We start from the raw sequence: 19,145 nt of genomic DNA on the forward strand, positions 1-19,145 counted from the left end.
ATTTTTTAAATTTATTGTTTTTTCCGAAACTTTATTTCCAGAATCATCAACCATCATTAAGTAAGATTGGCTTTCTTTATTGATCAGTAAATTATCGCTAGTAAAACCACCGACAATATATTGATTGTTATTAGAAATAATTGATGTAGCTATCTGATTTTTCTTAGCATTATATAATTTACTCCATAATTTCTCTCCTGTTTGATTGACTTTCAATAAAAAAATATTACCTTTTCCATTTTCAGATCCAGACATTCCAGTTATCAAATAACCATCATCTAAAACTATAGCATCATATGCAATATTAATAGGTCTACCTGTTTCTAGCTGATATTCTTTTTGCTATTTAATAGTTATATTGTTATTTTGAGCATAAGCATTATAAACATAAACAATAATTAACATAAATGAAAAAACTAAAATACTAACCTTCTTCAAAACAGTCACCCTCTTAAGAATTTTAATATAAACTTAAGGAAATATATCTCAGGATAATAATTGCTTAAAAGTTAATTTTTAAACAACTTGATTTAATCATATCATACTAAAATAAAAATTCAACTTAGGGGCTGGGGTTTTTATGGGAGATTAATCCTACTTAGAAGGCAGAGAATTTCTGTAAGTTTGCTCTGACTTTTCTTATGGAAGGTCGCAGGGGCAATCAAGACTATCCAGCCACACTACAAGCTGGGGACAGACGGGAAATGCTGTGAGATTTCCTGTCGCCCCAAAGGGTGTCCCTCAATCTTCCCTCCCCCCATTTAGATAGCTCCTTATTGGCGAGGTGCTCTGTCGAGCCTGTCTGGGAATGAGGGAACCATGGGCTTGTAGTGTGGCTGGTCAATAGAAGTGGTTTGATCTTAGCCGATTGAGCGACACGTAGCTTAAGAAGATACCGGGTTCTGCTGGTTTTACAGGTTGTAGATTCTTAAGCATAGGGTCGCGAAATGGGCGTGGTTTTAGGAGAGGTGGCAAAGGTGGTTGTGCTTTGCTGATCTCTCCTTTCTTTATTAATGTATAGATTATTAGCATATAGATTTGTCCTTAGTTCCTAAGATTATTTTTGATTTGAATAGTAAACGATTGATCTTTACTTAATATAAAACTTATCTTGTATTTTATAATATGGAGATTTTTTATATTATATATATCTTTAAAACAAGCTAAGAATATATTGAATTCTAGAGTATATATCAATAATCTACTAATAAGTTAAAATTTATTTAATCTTTTACTATAATTATGATGTATGTTATAATTACTTTCGTGTCTATAAGCTTTAGTAGATACATAACAAAAAAATAAATTAAATCTCAGATAACAATTTTATATAATAAGATTTACAATTTAAATTAAGAACTTTATAAATGATTATATAAAAAATTTATATAAGCTTATAAGAATATAAGGAGGAAATATCTTTATGGTACAAAGAATGAAAGAGAGTTTGAGTAGACAGATGATTAAAGATGATGTTTTATCTGGCTTGACAGTAGCTTTAGCATTGATTCCAGAGTCGGTAGCCTTTGCTTTTGTGGCAGGTGTTAGTCCAATTTTAAGTTTACAGACTGCTGTAATGATGGGGCTTGTAGCAGCTATCTTTACAGGAAGACCAGGGATGATAAGCTCATCAACAGCTGCAATTTCAGTTGTATTTGCTTCACTAATCGCCCAACATGGTTTAGAGTATCTCTTTGCTACAGTAGTTCTAATGGGAGTTATTCAGATCTTAATAGGGGTATTTAAGTTAGGAAAATACGCAAGGATGATACCTTATCCAGTAATGCTTGGCTTTCTTAATGGTTTATCGATAGTGATGTTTTTGGCACAGTGGGAACAGTTTAAGATCAATAAGACAGTTATGGTTGATGGTGTTAAAATAGCACAGAAGGTTTGGCTACCTACATCAGATATGACAATTATGCTGTTATTTGTCGCCTTTACTATGGCGATTATTCATTTTGTTCCTAAATTAACTAAAGCAGTTCCGTCAAGCTTGGTAGCAATTGTAGTAATGACAATTATTGCAGTAGCTTTAGATAAAAGTGGTTATCATTTAAGAACTGTACAGGACTTTGCTGGGATGGAGTTAAAGGGTAGTTTACCTAAGTTTCATATACCACAAGTGAAGATAAGTATCGATATGTTAAAGGTTGTCTTCCCTTATGCTCTAATTGGAGGGCTGGTAGGATTGACAGAAGCAGTACTTACTCTAAGAGTGATTGATGAAATGACCGATACTAGAGGTCATACTAATAAAGAGTGTATCGCCCAGGGAATAGCTAATACTATCAATGGATTTTTTGGTGGAATGGGCGGAGATGCTATGATAGGTCAGTCTATTATCAACATCAAATCTGGTGGTAGAACAAGGCTATCAGGTTTAGTAGCAGCATCAGGGCTAATGGTCTTTATCATGTTTGGATCAGGTTTTGTAAATGCTATTCCTCTTGCAGGCTTAGTAGGAGTTATGTTTATGGTAGTAGTAGGAACCTTTAAATGGGAGAGCTTAAGATATGGGAATAAGGTTCCTAAAGAGGATATTATAGTGGTAATAGCAGTTAGCTTGATTACAATATTTGCAGATTTAGCAACAGCAGTAATTGTGGGTGTAATCTTATCAGCATTGATGTTTGCTTGGAAGAAAGGAAAGTCTATAGAGGTTAATAAAGTAAATAGCAACTGTGGTTCTAAAATTTATGAGATAGATGGGGTACTATTCTTTGGGTCTGTATTAAAGTTTAGAGATTTATTTGATATTAAAGATGACCCAGATAATATTATTATTGACTTTAAAAATTCTAAGGTAATGGATCACTCTGCTATTGAAGCAATCAATTCTATTACTGAAAAATACTTTAATGCAGGAAAGAAGATTATCTTAAGGCATCTTAGTAAGGACTGTCAAATGCTTTTAAAGAATGCTGAGAGTATTATCCAAGTTAATATAGAAGATCCTAATTATCATGTAGCTGATGATTTATTATAAATATTGATAGTTAGCTAAAAAATCCACTCCTAGAAGTGGATTTTTATATTTATATTAGTTAGCAATAAATTAATTAAGAGTCTCATAAAAATCGTTATCAATCTTATCTAAGACACTTATTGCTCCTGTTTGTTGATAGATATATAAGCGATGCAAACTTCTAGTCATAGCTACGTATAAGAGTTTTAAATCAAGTTCATTTTCTGTATAACTCTCAGCTAGATTGACTATCACTACTACATCAAACTCTAGTCCCTTTGCTAAGTAGGAAGGAACTATTACTACTCCTCCGGCATAACTATCATCCTTATTATCAATCAGCTTTACCTTAAGGTTGCCAAGCTTAGCAAGGCTCTCTTTTAACTGTTGGCACTCTTTGGTTGTTTTACAGATTAGGGCAATTGACTGATACTCTTCTTTCAGTTTAGCAATTTTACTAGTTAAATCCTTGGTTAGATTGCTGACTTGATTATAATTTCTTAGTTGAGGCTTCTGACCACGCCTAATTACAGGTTTGGCTAGGACTAAATTTGGAGCATTAATATTCTTGATTACTTGATTGGCAAAGTCCATCACCTCTATAGTTGTTCTGTAGCTCTGCTCTAGGGTTCTATAGCTAATCTCTTCTTTAGCAAAGACATCCTCCATTACTTTATTCCAATCATTTGTTCCTCTGTAAGCATGGATTCCTTGGGCTATATCCCCTAAGATAGTGAACATATTGGTATTAAGAATCTCTTTTAGGACATAAAACTGGAAGAGACTATAATCTTGAGCTTCATCCATTACTACATTATTGACTTTGATATCTTGATCAAAGCCCCAGATTTTATGCTTTAAATAGGCAAGAGGAGCATAATCCTCTAGTTCAACTTCCTTCTTTTTTAAAAGTTCTTGAGAGTATTTAGAGAGATACTCTAACTTCTCTTTTGAAATCTCGACTGTAGCATATTTTAAAAGGGTAATCTTATTTAATAGCTTAGTATAATGGTCAAAGAGGGAGATTTTCTTAAAAGCTTGAAAGTAATCCTTAACCAAGGTTTTAGATTTCTTCTCTACCTCCTCAAGCTTGGTATCTCTTTCATCCATCAATTTAATTAAGATAAATCTCCTATCTTCAGATTCCTCCATCGAAGAACAGATAGCATTTATCTTCCCATTATAGTTATCCTCAATCTCCTTTAAAATCTTCTCTTTTCTCCACCTTAAGCGATTTGATAAGCTCTTTTTAAGTTGAGCCTTCCTCTTTTCAAAGGGAAGGTGCTTTAACTGCTCTAAGAAGATTTCGTTTAACTCCCAATAAGAGAAGAGGATATGATTGTCCAGTCTAAAGTCCATCCTAGGCAGATATCTCTTGCCAAGGTCAACTAGATAGCTATCTATCATCTCTTTAAATTCAAGAGAACCCTTAAAGGCTGCTGACCAAGCAATCAACTCCTTCTCTTGATCAGTGAGATCATCACTAGCGATTAATTTAGTAATCTTTTGGTCAGGGTCTATTAGCTCATGTTTTTCTCCAATTAGCTCCTCCATAAAGTCTATAAAGGTACTTTGGCGGACATTCTCAACACCTAGCTCTGGTAGTACATCAGAGATATAATCGATAAATAATTTATTGGGGGTAATTATCATGAAGTTATCAGGGTCAAAGCTATCTTCATAGGTATAGATTAGGTAGGCTATCCTATGTAGGGCGATAGTGGTCTTTCCACTTCCTGCTACCCCTTGTACAATTAAGGGCTGGTCAATCTTAGCTCTGATAACCCTATTCTGCTCCCCTTGAATGGTAGAGGCTATATCCTTAAGTCTATTATCGGCATTTACATCTAAGGAAGCCTGTAAGAAGGCATCATTGGTAGTGATATCGATATCAAAGATATCCTTTAGCTCCCCATCCTCGATGGTAAATTGTCGCTTTAAAAGCATTTCGCCTTTTTCAACACCTGTCTCTGTCTGATAGCTGACCTCTCCGATTCTCCCTTCATAATAGATGCTAGCTATAGGAGCACGCCAATCTATAATCAAAGGTTGTTCAGCTTCGATCTCATATAAAGAGGTCTTACCAATATAGAGCTGTTCAGGGTTTTGCTTACCAGCACTTTTAAAATCAACTCTGGCAAAGTAGGGTTTGTCTTTAACCTTTAGTAGATTCTCATAATTTTCATTGGCTTGGTCTATGAATTTAGAGTTGATTAAGACTCTAATATAGCTCTGACTACTATCTAAAAAGTCAAGCTCTTTCATAGCTTCTCTGATATCAGCCTTATACTCGCTTTTATACTCTGCTGTGGCATCTAAGACCTTATTTATATAGTCTTTAGTATATTCTAATCGTTCAACTTCGACTTGATAGTCTTTGTGTTTATTTTCAGGCATATAATTACTCCTTTCTTTATCAAGTATTATATATAATCTCTTTTCTTTAAACAAGGGGGCTTAGAGTTAAAATTTATAGATTTTATCAGCAGTAACCCATATGGTTTGCCCTCTAAATGCAATAAAAACATTAACAGATTATGGATAATCTCCATACAATATAGTGATTAATGCAAAAAGGGAGGAGATTTAAATGGCAGGATATGATGATAACTATGTATTTGTTATATTCTTAATCTTAATTCTGTTATTATTAGGTGGAAGTTACTAATCTATTGAGTTCTTTAGTTGATAGATAATGAGTTATAATAAAGATAACAAATATTTATTATCTTTTTAATGTTATTAATAGTAAATTTAGATAAATTATAAGAGGAGATGAATCTCCTCTTATTTTATTGAAAATATAAATTTAATAGATACTAATTAAATTCCTTGGAGATAATAGAGGTAAAAGGAGGGAGATTAATGGAGCAACTAACTCAAAAAGAATTAATGAATATTAAAAGTCAAATGGATAATAACTCATTAGCAATCAAAAAATATCAGATTTATCAATCACAGGTACAAGATGAAGAATTAAAGAACATCTTTAAAGAGGGAGAGAAATTATCTCAAAATCACCTACAGACTTTATTAAATCAGCTTAGAGATTTCAACGGTAAAGAACATTAAGGAGGGATATTGATGAATTTAAAAGATAAAGAGATGGCAAGAGATATGCTATTAATGGTTGAAGAGATAATTAAAGCTTATACTAGTGCTGAAATGGAGGCAGCTAATAAACCTCTGCGTGAGATATTTCATACTTTATGTGGGAGTTTAGAAAAATTTCATGCCAAGCTTTTTAATATTATGCAGTCTAGAGGATGGTATCAAACTTCAGTAGCGACACAACAAGAAATTGAAAGTGAGATTATTAGTTGGGAGCAGAAACCTCTAAAAGAGCCTGAATTAGTTACAGAAGAACTACAATAATTTCTAAATTAGTAGTAACTGCCTTGGAAAGGAGGAGAGTAAATGTTTAAAAGATTGATAAACAAAATGATGATGGGCATGATGAATAACATGATAGATCAGATGATGAATCGGATGATGCAGGATCCATATACAGAAAACCTATTTTCCTTTGCTACTATTATGAACAAGCTCAGTCCTAGGGCAATTATTGAAGCAGGAATGAGAGCAGAATCAGGAAAGCCTATTGAACGTCCTTTGGGAACTTATAATATTCAATCTGAGTGGAATAAGCTCTTATTAAATCCTGTCCATATCTTCAAGCTACCAACTCAAGATGGGGTTCAAATTAATACTACAACGGTGATTGGACCCAAGGCTAAAAATCCTCTTAAATTAGAGATTCCTATCTTAATTACTGGAATGTCTTATGGGGGAGCTTTGAGTTTAAAGGCAAAGATTGCTTTAGCTAAAGGTGCTAGTCTAGCAGGTACAGCAACTAACTCTGGTGAAGCTCCTTTAGTAGCTGAAGAAAGAGAGGCAGCTAAGTATTTTATCGGTCAATATAATCGAGCTGGGTGGATGAATGATGATAAACAGTTAAAAGAACTTGATGCTATAGAGATTCAATTAGGACAAGGTGCTCAGGCGGCAGCTCCGATGGGGATGTCTTCACATCAAATTGGAGAAGATTTACGAAAAGCTAAAAACTTAAAGCCTGGTGAAAATGCTATCATCCATACTCGTTTAGCTGGAATGGATGAACCATCAGATTTTATTAAGATTGTACAGGGATTAAAGGGCAAATATGATGTTCCTGTTGGACTAAAATTCTGTGCCAGTCATTATCTAGAGCAAGAATTAGAGATAGCCATTCAAGCTGGAATTGATTATGTAGTGATTGATGGTGCTGAGGCTGGAACCCATGGTGGTCCTACTACTTTAGAAGATGATGTAGGTCTACCAACTTTATTTGCTTTATCAAGAGCAGTTAAGTTTTTAGAGAGTAAGGGTGTAAAGGAGGGTATTTCGGTTATTGCTGCTGGAGGATTAACTACACCAGGACATTTCTTAAAAGCTATGGCATTGGGTGCAGATGCTGTTTATATTGGTTCTATTGCTTTGATAGCACTATTACAGACTCAAATGTCTAAGGCTTTGCCTTATGAACCACCACCACAGATTCTACTTTATCTTGGTAAATTCAAGGACGATTTAGATATAGATGAGGCAGCTAAGCATTTAGCTAAGTTTTTAAAGTCTTGTGTAGAAGAGATGAAATTAACAACCTATGTCTTAGGTAAGACCGATTTAGCTCAAATTAATCGCAAAGATTTGGTCTGTATAGATAGTACTTTGGCTAAGGTATTAGATGTAGATTATGCTGGATATCCACGAGCAACTAAGGATTTTCAGGAGCAAGCTAAGATTAGTCCTGAGATGATGATTGATAAAAAGACAGATGAGGAACTTAGAATTCATTAAAAAGTTAAGGTTAGATAAGCAGCTTCTGAAATTAGAGGCTGTTTTTCTTTATTAATTTAATAGTTTAACAACAACAAATAGGTTATTTAATACTTTAATTTAAAAATAGTAGATAAGGCTAGAGATTATCTGAGGATAGCTATTGTTGTATATCTTTTATATCTTATATATCTTTAGGGTTGGATAAATCCTATTGTAGCAAGGGTTTGCAGAGAAATAAAGGTACAGATTAAGGAGATAACGGGACAAATTAAGGAAATATCGGTACAGATTAAGGGGATATAGGGACAAATTAAGGAAATATCGGTACAGATTAATTTTAAAATGTCCCGTTATTATGATATACTAATATTAAGGTAAATTTTTAAAAAACGGAGGGAATAATGAAAAGAGAGATATTAAATAAGCCCAATCAATTAATAGGATTAAAAACAACAGAAGTTATAACAGCTACTCAAAGGAAAATTTATAATGTTTTTTTAAAGACAGCACAACAAGAGGTTAAATTCGGAATTTTAAAAAATAAGGATATAGATGAGGATAAAACTTATTGGTTTGAAATTGATTATGACATTGCTCATAATATAGCTGGAGCAAATAATAAAAATTTAAATTATATTGAAGATGAAATGAAAAGATTAATTAAAATAATGGTAGAAATTACTGATAAAAAGAATGGTACTTGGGAAGATGCCTTTAGTTTGTTGCCTAGAATCAAAAAAGAAGGTAAAAAATATAAATTTATGTTGATTGGTAACATAGTTAAAGCCTTAAGAGAACAAAATTATTTTACTCACTTAGATTTAATGAGAATTCAAAATCTATCTAGCCAGTATTCAGTAATTTTATATGAATTGGCTATAAAATATCAAAAAGTAGAGATACCTAAAATGAGTATTGAAAAATTTAGAGAGATAACTAATACTGAAAATAAGTACTCTACTATGAAAGGTTTAAGAAGAAGAGTCTTAAATCCGGCTTGTGAAGAAATAAGTGAAAAGACTGACATAATATTAGATTATAAAACTGAAAAGAAAGGCAGAAGGATAGCTTATATTAAGTTTAAGCTAGAAAGAAAAAATGATGAATCTATTAGTAATATTGAAGAGAAGAAAGTTAAAAATAAAGAGCAAATATATTCCCAACAAGTTTTAGAGCTATTTCAGCTACTTCCTAGCTTAGAACAGGTAGAAGCTAATAAAAGAGAGTTGGCTAAGCTCTTAAAAGAGCACAGCTTGAAATATTTAAAGGCTGATATTGACTATACTAAAAAGGCTCAACCTGATAATTTTATGGGATTTTTAAAGGCATCTTGTCAGAGTGGTCATTATTCTAATGCGGAATTAGAGAAAGAAAAGCATAAAGAAGAGTTGTTAAGACAGAGAAAAGAAGAAGAACGAAGAAAACAGAAGTTAGAGAAGAAGATTAAGCAGAAGGCTAAGGAGAAGGCTTATGAGAATTATGAGAAGCTATCTGCTAAGACCTTAGAGCAGTATGGGCAGAAGTACGAAGCTTTACCTAAGATGTTAAAGGATAAGATTACTAAGAAGGAGTTTATTATTGGGGCTTTAGAGGAGGAGACTGAGCAGGAGTTTAGAGAATTGTTAATGTAATGAGAGTTAAGAATTAATTATTAATATATAGTTAATAGATTTGCTTTAAACTTCAAAATATAGTATAATGCCAGTAACCTACCATTCAAGTGGTTCTTTCAAACTAATAAAGAGAATGTTTATTCTCCTTTCTTTACAGTTGTCACCTCTTAAGTTAGTAGCCCTTAAGAGAGTGATTGCTATTGCTGTAATGAACATATTCTTAATAATAAGAGGTCTGCAGCGGAGCAGACCTCTTATTATTTTTTGACAGTTAATTGGCTTGCTGGTATGATTTAAGCATAATTAGTTATTAGTACTGACAAGGAGGAATAATACATTGGATGACAATAATCTAAATCGGTTATGTTACCCTGTTTTTAATAGCTATCTTATTTATTTGAGAGTTTTATAATCTGAAGGAGGTTATAAAGAGAATTAAAGCAGATCTTCAAATAAAGAAGAGAGAGTTTGAAATATTATTAAATAGTACTGGTTTGCAGATCTGGTACTTTAAAGATGAACAGACCTAAGGGGTTGCAGAAAGAAGAGATTTTTTTACTATCTAGAATCTTAAGGATAGTTGATACTTATGATGTAATGTTTTATGGTCGCCCTTATAAACCTAAACTATCGCAAGAAGAGGTCTTTAATAAGTTAGAGACTGGTAGTGGTAGTAAAATGATCCTAATCTTAGTAAGAGATTTATAGAGTTTTTAGATAATTATAATTAGCTCTTGAAAATAAGCAGGAGATAATATTATAATAAGAGTGATTTTAATTTTGCTAACGGATAAGACTATAAGAGGAGGTTTATTGTGGAGTTAACAGAGGAGAGGGTCATACCTGATAAGATGAATCCTAAAAATGGGCTGCTTAAAGAGCATATAGCTCGTTATAGGTTTGCTAGTTACTTGGCTAGGGGTAGAGTCTTGGATATTGCTTGTGGTGTAGGCTATGGGACAGAAATTTTAAGAGCAGTAGGCGAAGGGATTAAAGAGATTGTAGGAGTAGATATAGATCAAGAGAGTATCAACTATGCTAAGAGGAAGTATAAGTACCCTTGGAATAAGTTCTTAGTCGGTGATGGATGTGATGATGAGTTTATTAAGACTTTAGGAACCTTTGATACAATAATCAGTATGGAGACTATAGAGCATATAAAGGATGATTATAAGTTTGTAGAGAATCTAAGAAGATTACTAAGACCTGGGGGGCTAGCAGTTATCTCTACACCTTTTGGTAGAGGAAGGAATGTTGAGTGTAGTAATGAATATCACTATCGCCAGTATAAGGAGGAGGAGTTTAAAGAGTTATTATCTAAAAACTTCTCTAAGGTAACTATCTTACATCAGAGGGATGAAGAGATTGAGCTTCCTAAGGAGGATAAGAAGTATTATTTGATGGTAGCTTTATGTGAGTAATTGGATTTGCAATTTTGGTAGATTTATATTATGATTGTTATAATATCTGAATTAACTCAACTCACTCCATTATAAAAGACTACCTACTGCTGGTCGCCTTTTAGTTAATGGAGTTGTATTTTGAGGTGATAGTTCAATTTAGATATTCTTAGTATGGGATAAGTTGATAATTTTTATTAATTGGCTAGATAGAAGGTATCAGTTTGATCAGAAGGTGGTATCTTTTATTTGATAAATTATTTAGGATTAATTGTTGGTTTTTGCTCTCACTTATGATAGTATAGGGGTATATTCAACCATTGATCTTAATAACTAGTTTTTAGCAACCTTTTTAACTATGATTATCAGCTAAATAATTAATTCAGAGGTCTATTTTCTCCTTAAGAGTTTAAGATTATATAACTAAATAGAAACGGATAAATTGATAAATTAGCTAGAGATTGAGAGAGTTTAGTTAAAAAATTAAATTCCACCTCGAATTTGGTTGCTAAAAAGTAAGCTCCCACTTAGATTTATTTCGGATCTAAGGTGGAGTTTTTTTGTTTTTTAAGTATATAGATTTAGAAATAGTGAAATAGTAAGGTGGTTATTCACAAAATTATGATTTATCATACATCTTACATATCTATAATTTGATGTCGTTTTTGTGTTAAAGTCAATGTTGTGTTTTGTGTTGTGTTATAACTTAGATATTTATATTAATAAAGTCTAGGATTTTTATCCTAGACTTTAGTTTACTCAGTTCTATAATTATTAATTAAAAATTCAATGGCTATATCCACCAATTCTGATTTTGAGTTTCCAGTCTTTCTTGCCAGCTTATTTAACTCCTTATCTAAGCCTTTGTTCACATAAAAATTTCTTCTGACCTTCTCATCAGATTTTTTCTCTGGAATCACAATTGAAACCTCTTGCTTAATCTCTGTCTCTTTAATATTTGTAGAGTTATTTGTGTTGTGTTCTATGTTAATTTTTGTGTTATTTGTTGTGTTATCCTCACTGTTTTTAGTTGCCTTCTCTTCATCAATCTTTTTAGATTTCTTAACCTGATTCTTTAAATCTGCAAAGGGATTTTTTGTACTAGCCAAGTTTAACCACCCTCTCTACTAAACTATAAAATTGCTCCAGTTGAGTGTCTGTATCATACTCAAAGATAGTCTCTCCCATTTTACTTGCTTCAGTTATCTTAGTCCTTCTATTAATTGGCTCAGTTAAGATATTTTCATCAAAGATAGACTTTAACTCCTCTAAATTATCTTGAGCCTCCTTAGTTCTACCATCAAACATATTAGGGACAACCAATTTAATCTTATCTGTACTGATCTCTAATTCATTAAGGTAATTATAGATATCACTAAACCCTCTGATACTAGCTATCTCCAATTGAGTAGGTACAATAATACTATCTACATAAAAGAGGATAGCACTATTTAAGATACTCCGACTTGGACTACAATCAATAATTACATAGTCATAGACATCCTCAGCATCTTTAAGGGCCTTGTCCAAAAAATTATCAATTCTAGTAGCTCTATGTAAATCCTTCTCAATTAACTCATAATTCTTATTAGTCAATAAATCTAAATTCTCTCTTATCTCTGTTATACACTCTGTTAAATCAGCAGGATAACGATAATCAATTAGATTAAAGAAAGTATTCTGTGGTTCTTCGTTAAGCCCTAAAAATAAGCTACAATCATTTTGAGAATCTAAATCTACCAATAAAATCTTTAAATCAATTCTCCTTAAAGCATCAGCTAAATGAACAGCAATAGTACTTTTGCCCACTCCACCTTTATTGTTATAAATGGCGATTTTATGCAATTTTAGAACCTCCTTTGAGTTATATTATGTGTTGTTTCTTGTGTTATATATTGTGTTGTGTTTTAAGTTGTTTATTAGATTAATTCAAGGTAAAAGTTAAAAATCCTTCTTCAATATATATCTTGTAATTTTTGAGCAAGGTCACTGATTCCTAACTCAGTAGATTACTGTCAATTATAACTTCATTCTACTAAACCTATTTGAATATCTCAACGCTATAATTGGCTATAAATATATAAACCATAGTTCTATTTGATTCTAGGTCAAACTGTAAAATATAATCTTTAATTTGAACTAAAAAATAACTTGCTTATATTGTAGCAAAACAATCTACACCATAATCAAGTTACCTAAGATTTTTAATCTTATTAAATTAATGTTGAAACTTTTTATCTAAAGTTATTAACCCATATAGCCACCCTTCATTGGAGAGGTAGCCAATTTTTCATATTGAGCCAAGACACCTTTCTTCTTACTTAAATCAGACTTAACCCAATTTTCTCTCCTAGCTTGTAAGATTTCTTCAATTTCTTGTGAACTTCTCTTTTCTTTGGCTATTCCCACAATCTCTAATTTGCGATTAGAAATATCGATCTTAATTAGATCATCCTCTTCTACCAAGGCAATAGGACCTCCAGCAGCTGCCTCTGGAGAGACATGACCGATTGCTGGTCCTCTAGTGGCACTAGAATAACGTCCATCAGTAATTAAGGCTGTAGTAGCTACCAGTTCAGGATCAGAAGCAAGGGCTTCAGTTGTATAGAACATCTCTGGCATTCCACTGCCCTTTGGACCTTCATAGCGGATAAAGACTACATCACCAGGCTTAATATCCTTATTGATAATAGCATCCTTAGCATTCTCTTCACAATTAAAGACACGGGCTGGACCGATATGATTATGCATCTCCTTGGCTACAGCAGAGTGCTTGACCACTGCCCCTCCTTGAGAGATTGGATTATCTCTACTCTTTAAGACATCCTCTACTTCAACCTGACCGTAATTATGTTTAAATTGACCGCGACAATTCTCAATAAAACCCTGTTCCTTAAGCTTAGCTATCTTCTATAACCCAATTGGGAGGATATCTTCATAGCAGTATCCTTAACCAACTTAGCTAACTCTTCAACTCGCTCTTTAGTCACATGGATAGTTGGTCCTGATACACTGACTGAAGAGACTACTTTTCCACTATAGTTAAAGATTGGAGCTGCTACACATCTAATCCCTAACTCATGCTCTACATTATCAATAGCATAGCCTTGCTCTTTAATCTTAGTTAAATGCTCTTTAAGCTCTTTAAGATCAGTAATTGTATTCTCTGTATATTTAGCCAAGCCCTGCTCTTTAATGATCTGATCAACTCTTGCTTTGGGATAATAAGCCAGCATAGCTTTACCCACAGCACTACAATGGACTGGCACCCTCTTTCCAATTTGGGAGTTCATTCTAATGGTTTTAGAACTTTCTACCTTATCGATATAGACAATCTCGCCTTGATCCATTATAACTAGATGAACTGCTTCATCTGTGGCTACTACTAGCTCCTCTAAATAAGGCTTGGCATACTCTCTAATCTCTAAATCATTAAAGATTCTACTACCCAATTCAAAAAGTTTCAAGCCCAACTTATAATTATCAGTCTTGGGATCTTGCTTAACTAAACCTCTATAAACTAAAGTAGATAATAGCCTATGGATTGAACTTTTATGAATATCCAATCTATTAGCCAGCTCTGTTACTCCCAAGCCCTCTTCATGATTAGCTAATTCTTCTAAAATATTAACTGATCTATCTACAGCTTTAACTAAATTACTTGGTCTTTTCATTGATCAAATCTCCCCTCATATTAACTAATATTACCTAAAACTATCTACAGTAGATGGCTTTTATTATGAATTCTAGCCCTTTGCCTAATAGATTCACAGGCAGGGCAGATTTCATCTTTATCTGTATAAGTAGCATAAGCAGGAACCTCAGATTTAGTAGCAATACATAAGCGATGAAGGCCATCTGCTATATCAAAATGACCACAGTCAAACTCTAAAATATCGATAACCTCTTCTTCAAATATTCCAGTTAATTTCTCTAAATAACTTTCATTCTTAATTATTAAGATATTTTGGCGATAATTATGGTAATTTCCCATCAACTCTTTAAGTTGCCAACAATAATTATCTTCTAGACTCAACTTAAGGTTATCATCCCTTTCAGCTAATAAACAGACCCCAGATTCAAGTTGAGTACAGTTCTGATCAAAGGTATTTCTGATATAATAGCGCTCTAAGGATTTTCTGACTATACCTTTATCCAAAACTTCAGGTTTATAGTTATTAGACATATTAAACCCTCCTTTAAATTAAGTTCTCATCTCCCCACTCTTACTAAGGGCATACTCTGTACCAATCGCCCCTAGAATCTCTGTAATAATTGTAGTAAAGAGGATGATATTTAAGATAAATTGACCAACATCAGAGAAGTGGACAAATTGATGCTGAACATTATAAGCCAAATCTATTGAGACACCTATTTGGGGTAAGAGCCCTAAGCCAATGTATCTGGTCACATTAGTAGGTGCTTTAGATAAGAAGGCTCCTAAACTAGCTCCTCCAACTTTGCCAAGCATCCTAGCTAAGGTATAGACTAAAGCTACTAAGAGAAAGGACTTGGAAGTAATATTATGAAATTCAATCTGGGTCCCAGCTAAGATAAAGAAGACTGTATGGAGTGGAAGGCTTAAGGTATCTATAATTTCAGAGATGCCTAGATACTTTTTAGAGAAGTTTCTAAAGGCAAAGCCAATAGATAGATTGGTAATTAAAGGTGATATCCCTAAGAAGATAGCAACATCTGAAGCCCCAAAAACTGTTGCTAATAATAATAATATCTTCTTACTCTTCTCTTCAGAATATACACCCATTAATTTCTGTGAAAAGTATCCAATATTTAAGCCTAAGATTATCCCTCCAACTATCTTAACTAAGGGTATTAAAAAGGAGTTAAAGATAGAATAGTGTAGTACTGGTGATACACTGATTAAAGCAATTGGCTTGACAAAGCTGAAGATAATAATAGCTAAGGCTTCATCAAGGGCTAAAACAATCAATAAGGTCGAGGTCAACTCTCCTCTAGCCTTATACTCCTTTAATACCAAAACTGTAGCAGCTGGAGCTGTTGCTGTAGCTATCGCTCCTAAGAGTAGTGAGAAGAATAATGGTTTACCAATTATCAGCATAGAGGTAGTTACCAAGGCAAAGGTAGCCAAAGATTCGATCAACACAATCAAAGCAAACTCTAATTCTAGCTTCTTTAAAATCTTTAAATTAAGCTCACTACCAATGATAAAGGAGATAAAGGATACCGCTAAAATGATTACATAATCAAAGGAATGGATTAGATAAGAGTACCATTCCTTATGTTCTGCCGATAAGAAAGGAGCTTTTTTAATAAAGCCAATACTAAATAAAATCCCTACTAAGATATCACCAACTACACTAGGAATTTTAAGCTTTTTAGTGATAACATGGGCAATAAAAGCAGCTATAAATAAGATTCCAACGATATAAATAATTTTATCACTTAAATGTTCTAACATAAATAATCTACTTAATTCATGTAAATTATCAATTGATTTAAATTCCATAGAATTACCTCCAGACTAAAAGAAGATAGTTATCTCTACTAATTTCAAATTTTTTAGGATAGGTTAGTTTCTTAATATGAAACTCTGTTTCGATTATAATTTGGTTTAATTATATAGTAATTATAAGACTTTTTCAATATCTTTTAAGTGTTAATCTTGAAGGGGAAATTGACTTTTCTTAAATCATATTCCCCAGAATATAGAGATAAAAAGAGGGACTATGACTGCTAAGATGATTTCTAAAGGTGCTCCTACACGTATAAAATCACGGAATTTATATCCTCCTGGACCATAAATCATTAAATTGGTCTGATATCCAATTGGACTTGAAAAAGCAGCACTAGCTGCAAAGGTTACTGCTAACACAAAGGCAAAGGGATTAGCTCCTATTTGATGGGCTGCATTGACTGCTACAGGAATCATCAGTACTGCCGTTGCATTATTACTGATAACATTAGTCAATAAGACTGTAAAGTAATAGAAAATGCCTAGTATTACAACTGGTGGAAAGATGCCAGTTACTCTTAACAATTGATTAGCTATAAATTGTGCAGTCCCAGTCTGCTCAATTGTTACACCTAAAGGAATTAAACCAGCTAACAAAAAAACTACCTCCCAATTTATTGCTTCATAAACCTCCTTGGGTTTAACCAAATCACTAGCAACCATTGCAATTACTCCAGCTAAAGTAGCAATAGCAATCGAAATAATCTTCATTGAAGCTAGACCAATTACAGCAGCTAAGATCCCTAGTGCTAAACAGATCTTAGAAGGACTATAATTAGTTTCTTCTAAATCATCCTCAATGATAAAACTCATATTCTTCTCTAAACGTTTTAAAGTAGTGTCTGTTACTAATAAAAGTAATACATCCCCTGCTTTAAGGGTGAGTTTTTTTAAATTTTCATAAGATATCTTTTCACCATGCTTAATAGCCAGTAAGCTGGCATCATAACGCTCAAGGAAATTAACATTATTAATAGTCTGACCAGTCATAAAAGAATTATCAGAGATAATAACCTCTATTATTTTTTGACCTTGAATTGAATCCTCTAATTGGTGCTGATTGATTTTAATATCTGCTAATAAAGCTATTCCTTTATTTTTAATAAATTCTAACAGAGTCTTTTTAGAACCTCTAATTACCAAGTGATCCTCAGCTCTAATAGTCTTTACATCTAAAGGCTCCATAAAACGCTCACCTTTACGGCTCATTTGAATTATATCTAAGTCCTGATCTAAGCCCTTAAACACCTCCCCAATACTCTTACCAAGTAGTGGAGAATCATCATTAATCTTTACCTCACTTAAAAATTCTTCCATCTGATAATCTCTGATTAGATTGTCGGATTCAAGCTTGATTCTTTCTGGAATCAAATAATATCCTATTGTAACTAAGTAGATAAGCCCTACTATAAATACTATTATTCCTAGCTTAGTAAACTCAAACATTCCAAAGGGATGGTCGATCAATCGAGCAGAGACTTGACTAGCTAAAATATTGGTCGATGTCCCTAATAAGGTGATAGTTCCTCCCAACATCGATGCGTAGGAGAGAGGAATTAATAACTTTGATGGTGATACCTTCGTCCTACGAGCAAGATTAGTTACCATTGGAACAAAAGCAGCTACTACAGGGGTATTGTTAATAATACTAGCCATAATTCCTGTAAAAGTAGTAATTGCTCCTACCTGTTTTTTCTGATTATCTCCTGTAAAAGCTTCTAGTTTATTACCTAGCAACTGTACTGCTCCACTATTTTGAATTCCTCTACTTAAGATAAACATAGCCATTACGGTTACAGTTGCTTTATTGCTAAAGCCTGATAATGCTTGCTCAGTAGATACCTTAGTCCATAGATTCAAGACAGCTAAAATTACTGGAACTGCTAATGCTATAATCCCAATTGGCATTGGCTCCCAGATAAACAGCCCTAATAATAATATTATTAATGAGCTAACTACTGCTATACTTATATTAAATTCAGGGATTACTTCTATATAGTTATTTAAACTCTCTGCAGCTTGAGCTATTGCTGGGCAAAAAAGAGCTAATAAAATTACCATTACTAATATAGGTATAACCTTCTTAAATTCTTTAAGCAAATTAAACCCTCCTTAATCTAGATTACTATTAAGCTTTCTCTTCTTATAAAAATTTATTTAATTTAAGTTGCTAATAAGAGATTTTTTATCAACTTATTAGTATTTTATCATAAAATAAAAAAACTATATTCTCTATCAATTTAGTAGTCTTTTGAATAAAAAAATAGTATATTCATAGCTATTTACTTGGTATTCTATACTAGAAAATAAATTCAAAATTTATTCTTTTAGTAAATCATATATTGTAGTATTCTCTAATTTATTCGAAACATAATCTCGAAGTTCTTTAAATATAGCTAGTAATTTCTGGTTCTTCTCAATCGGTGTCTCTTCATAAAAGTTTTCACTAACAGAGTCTACTGGGGCTAAAGCTCCATCAAAGAGCCTTACTACCTCAGCAATAGTAATTTCATCAGCTTCTTTAATTAACTTATATCCTCCACCTATCCCCCTTTTACTGGCTACATATCCTGTTCTTTTTAGTGTCAATAATATCTGCTCTAAAAACTTTTTGGGAATATGATTACGCTTAGCTATATCATTTATCTTTACTAAATCTTCTGGGCTTTGAGCAATATCAACTAAAGCAAGAATAGCATATTCACACTCTTTAGATAACTTCATTAATTTCCCCCAATTATTATTTATGTAAAATCATTGAAATACATTTTATATTATTTATAAAGAGAAGTCAAATTGTGTTACTTTTATTCTCCAAAGAAAACCTAAAAGTGGACCTATGTCAATAT

General features: G+C 32.8%; 15 protein-coding genes and 2 pseudogenes. 7 read left to right on the forward strand and 10 right to left on the reverse strand.

What is annotated here, in order from left to right:
- Positions 1-267: pseudogene (locus tag U472_RS00495) on the reverse strand (hypothetical protein); the annotation flags it as partial.
- A gap of 1,156 nt (positions 268-1,423) precedes the next feature.
- On the opposite strand from U472_RS00495, the gene U472_RS00500 reads away from it, so the two are divergent.
- On the forward strand, positions 1,424-2,989 hold the full coding sequence (locus tag U472_RS00500) for a SulP family inorganic anion transporter (RefSeq protein WP_141677908.1): 1,566 nt from the start codon (positions 1,424-1,426) through the stop codon (positions 2,987-2,989).
- A gap of 69 nt (positions 2,990-3,058) precedes the next feature.
- Here U472_RS00500 and helD read toward each other — a convergent pair whose 3' ends face one another.
- Positions 3,059-5,365, reverse strand: coding sequence for an RNA polymerase recycling motor HelD (helD, locus tag U472_RS00505; protein ID WP_068714429.1), 2,307 nt, complete (start codon positions 5,363-5,365; stop codon positions 3,059-3,061).
- 468 nt (positions 5,366-5,833) lie between these two features.
- Between helD and U472_RS00510 the strand changes: the two genes are divergently transcribed.
- The 6 genes from U472_RS00510 to U472_RS00530 all read left to right on the forward strand — a co-directional run bounded on the left by U472_RS00510 (position 5,834) and on the right by U472_RS00530 (position 10,823).
- On the forward strand, positions 5,834-6,040 hold the full coding sequence (locus U472_RS00510; protein ID WP_068714430.1) for a DUF3231 family protein: 207 nt from the start codon (positions 5,834-5,836) through the stop codon (positions 6,038-6,040).
- A 12-nt stretch (positions 6,041-6,052) separates the two neighbouring features.
- Positions 6,053-6,343, forward strand: coding sequence for a spore coat protein (locus U472_RS00515; protein WP_068714432.1), 291 nt, complete (start codon positions 6,053-6,055; stop codon positions 6,341-6,343).
- A 42-nt stretch (positions 6,344-6,385) separates the two neighbouring features.
- Positions 6,386-7,807, forward strand: coding sequence for an FMN-binding glutamate synthase family protein (locus U472_RS00520; protein ID WP_068714434.1), 1,422 nt, complete (start codon positions 6,386-6,388; stop codon positions 7,805-7,807).
- A 383-nt stretch (positions 7,808-8,190) separates the two neighbouring features.
- Positions 8,191-9,420, forward strand: coding sequence for a replication initiation protein (locus tag U472_RS00525; RefSeq protein ID WP_068714435.1), 1,230 nt, complete (start codon positions 8,191-8,193; stop codon positions 9,418-9,420).
- A gap of 498 nt (positions 9,421-9,918) precedes the next feature.
- A complete protein-coding gene (locus U472_RS16470; RefSeq protein WP_141677909.1) occupies positions 9,919-10,110 on the forward strand; it encodes an HD domain-containing phosphohydrolase in 192 nt (63 codons plus the stop codon).
- 107 nt (positions 10,111-10,217) lie between these two features.
- Complete coding sequence (locus U472_RS00530; RefSeq protein ID WP_245684702.1) at positions 10,218-10,823, forward strand: class I SAM-dependent methyltransferase; 606 nt, start codon at positions 10,218-10,220, stop codon at positions 10,821-10,823.
- A gap of 734 nt (positions 10,824-11,557) precedes the next feature.
- Here U472_RS00530 and U472_RS00535 read toward each other — a convergent pair.
- From U472_RS00535 to U472_RS00570, 8 genes and pseudogenes are all read right to left on the reverse strand, one after another.
- Positions 11,558-11,911 carry a ribbon-helix-helix domain-containing protein gene (locus U472_RS00535; RefSeq protein WP_068714436.1) on the reverse strand — a complete coding sequence of 118 codons (354 nt, stop codon included), beginning with the start codon at positions 11,909-11,911 and terminating at the stop codon, positions 11,558-11,560.
- Positions 11,904-12,647: a ParA family protein gene (locus U472_RS00540; protein ID WP_068714437.1), complete on the reverse strand. Its 744-nt coding sequence runs from the start codon at positions 12,645-12,647 to the stop codon at positions 11,904-11,906. The genes U472_RS00535 and U472_RS00540 overlap by 8 nt, the downstream gene beginning before the upstream one ends.
- 402 nt (positions 12,648-13,049) lie before the next feature.
- Positions 13,050-13,700, reverse strand: a pseudogene (locus U472_RS00545) (dihydroxy-acid dehydratase); the annotation flags it as partial.
- A gap of 5 nt (positions 13,701-13,705) precedes the next feature.
- Positions 13,706-14,476, reverse strand: a complete 771-nt coding sequence (locus U472_RS00550; RefSeq protein ID WP_068714441.1) for an IclR family transcriptional regulator — start codon at positions 14,474-14,476, stop codon at positions 13,706-13,708.
- Between the two features lie 44 nt (positions 14,477-14,520).
- Positions 14,521-14,988 (reverse strand): hypothetical protein, encoded by a 468-nt coding sequence (locus U472_RS00555; protein ID WP_068714443.1) that lies wholly within the window; start codon positions 14,986-14,988, stop codon positions 14,521-14,523.
- Positions 14,989-15,006: 18 nt separating this feature from the next.
- Positions 15,007-16,290: a cation:proton antiporter gene (locus U472_RS00560; protein WP_068714445.1), complete on the reverse strand. Its 1,284-nt coding sequence runs from the start codon at positions 16,288-16,290 to the stop codon at positions 15,007-15,009.
- Between the two features lie 183 nt (positions 16,291-16,473).
- Entirely contained in the window at positions 16,474-18,396 is a 1,923-nt protein-coding gene (locus U472_RS00565) for an SLC13 family permease (RefSeq protein WP_141677910.1), read from the reverse strand.
- Positions 18,397-18,615: 219 nt separating this feature from the next.
- Positions 18,616-19,020: an RrF2 family transcriptional regulator gene (locus U472_RS00570; RefSeq protein ID WP_068714448.1), complete on the reverse strand. Its 405-nt coding sequence runs from the start codon at positions 19,018-19,020 to the stop codon at positions 18,616-18,618.
- Between the last annotated feature and the right edge of the window lie 125 nt (positions 19,021-19,145).

The organism is Orenia metallireducens (assembly GCF_001693735.1).
GTDB classification, from domain to species: domain Bacteria; phylum Bacillota; class Halanaerobiia; order Halobacteroidales; family Halobacteroidaceae; genus Orenia; species Orenia metallireducens.

What these genes read in the sequence shown, in the direction of transcription:
- U472_RS00500 (WP_141677908.1), top strand. Translation starts at nt 1,424, where the DNA reads ATGGTACAAAGAATGAAAGAGAGTTTGAGTAGACAGATGATTAAAGAT.
- helD (WP_068714429.1), bottom strand. Translation starts at nt 5,365, where the DNA reads ATGCCTGAAAATAAACACAAAGACTATCAAGTCGAAGTTGAACGATTA.
- U472_RS00510 (WP_068714430.1), top strand. Translation starts at nt 5,834, where the DNA reads ATGGAGCAACTAACTCAAAAAGAATTAATGAATATTAAAAGTCAAATG.
- U472_RS00515 (WP_068714432.1), top strand. Translation starts at nt 6,053, where the DNA reads ATGAATTTAAAAGATAAAGAGATGGCAAGAGATATGCTATTAATGGTT.
- U472_RS00520 (WP_068714434.1), top strand. Translation starts at nt 6,386, where the DNA reads ATGTTTAAAAGATTGATAAACAAAATGATGATGGGCATGATGAATAAC.
- U472_RS00525 (WP_068714435.1), top strand. Translation starts at nt 8,191, where the DNA reads ATGAAAAGAGAGATATTAAATAAGCCCAATCAATTAATAGGATTAAAA.
- U472_RS16470 (WP_141677909.1), top strand. Translation starts at nt 9,919, where the DNA reads ATGAACAGACCTAAGGGGTTGCAGAAAGAAGAGATTTTTTTACTATCT.
- U472_RS00550 (WP_068714441.1), bottom strand. Translation starts at nt 14,476, where the DNA reads ATGAAAAGACCAAGTAATTTAGTTAAAGCTGTAGATAGATCAGTTAAT.
- U472_RS00555 (WP_068714443.1), bottom strand. Translation starts at nt 14,988, where the DNA reads ATGTCTAATAACTATAAACCTGAAGTTTTGGATAAAGGTATAGTCAGA.
- U472_RS00560 (WP_068714445.1), bottom strand. Translation starts at nt 16,290, where the DNA reads ATGGAATTTAAATCAATTGATAATTTACATGAATTAAGTAGATTATTT.
- U472_RS00570 (WP_068714448.1), bottom strand. Translation starts at nt 19,020, where the DNA reads ATGAAGTTATCTAAAGAGTGTGAATATGCTATTCTTGCTTTAGTTGAT.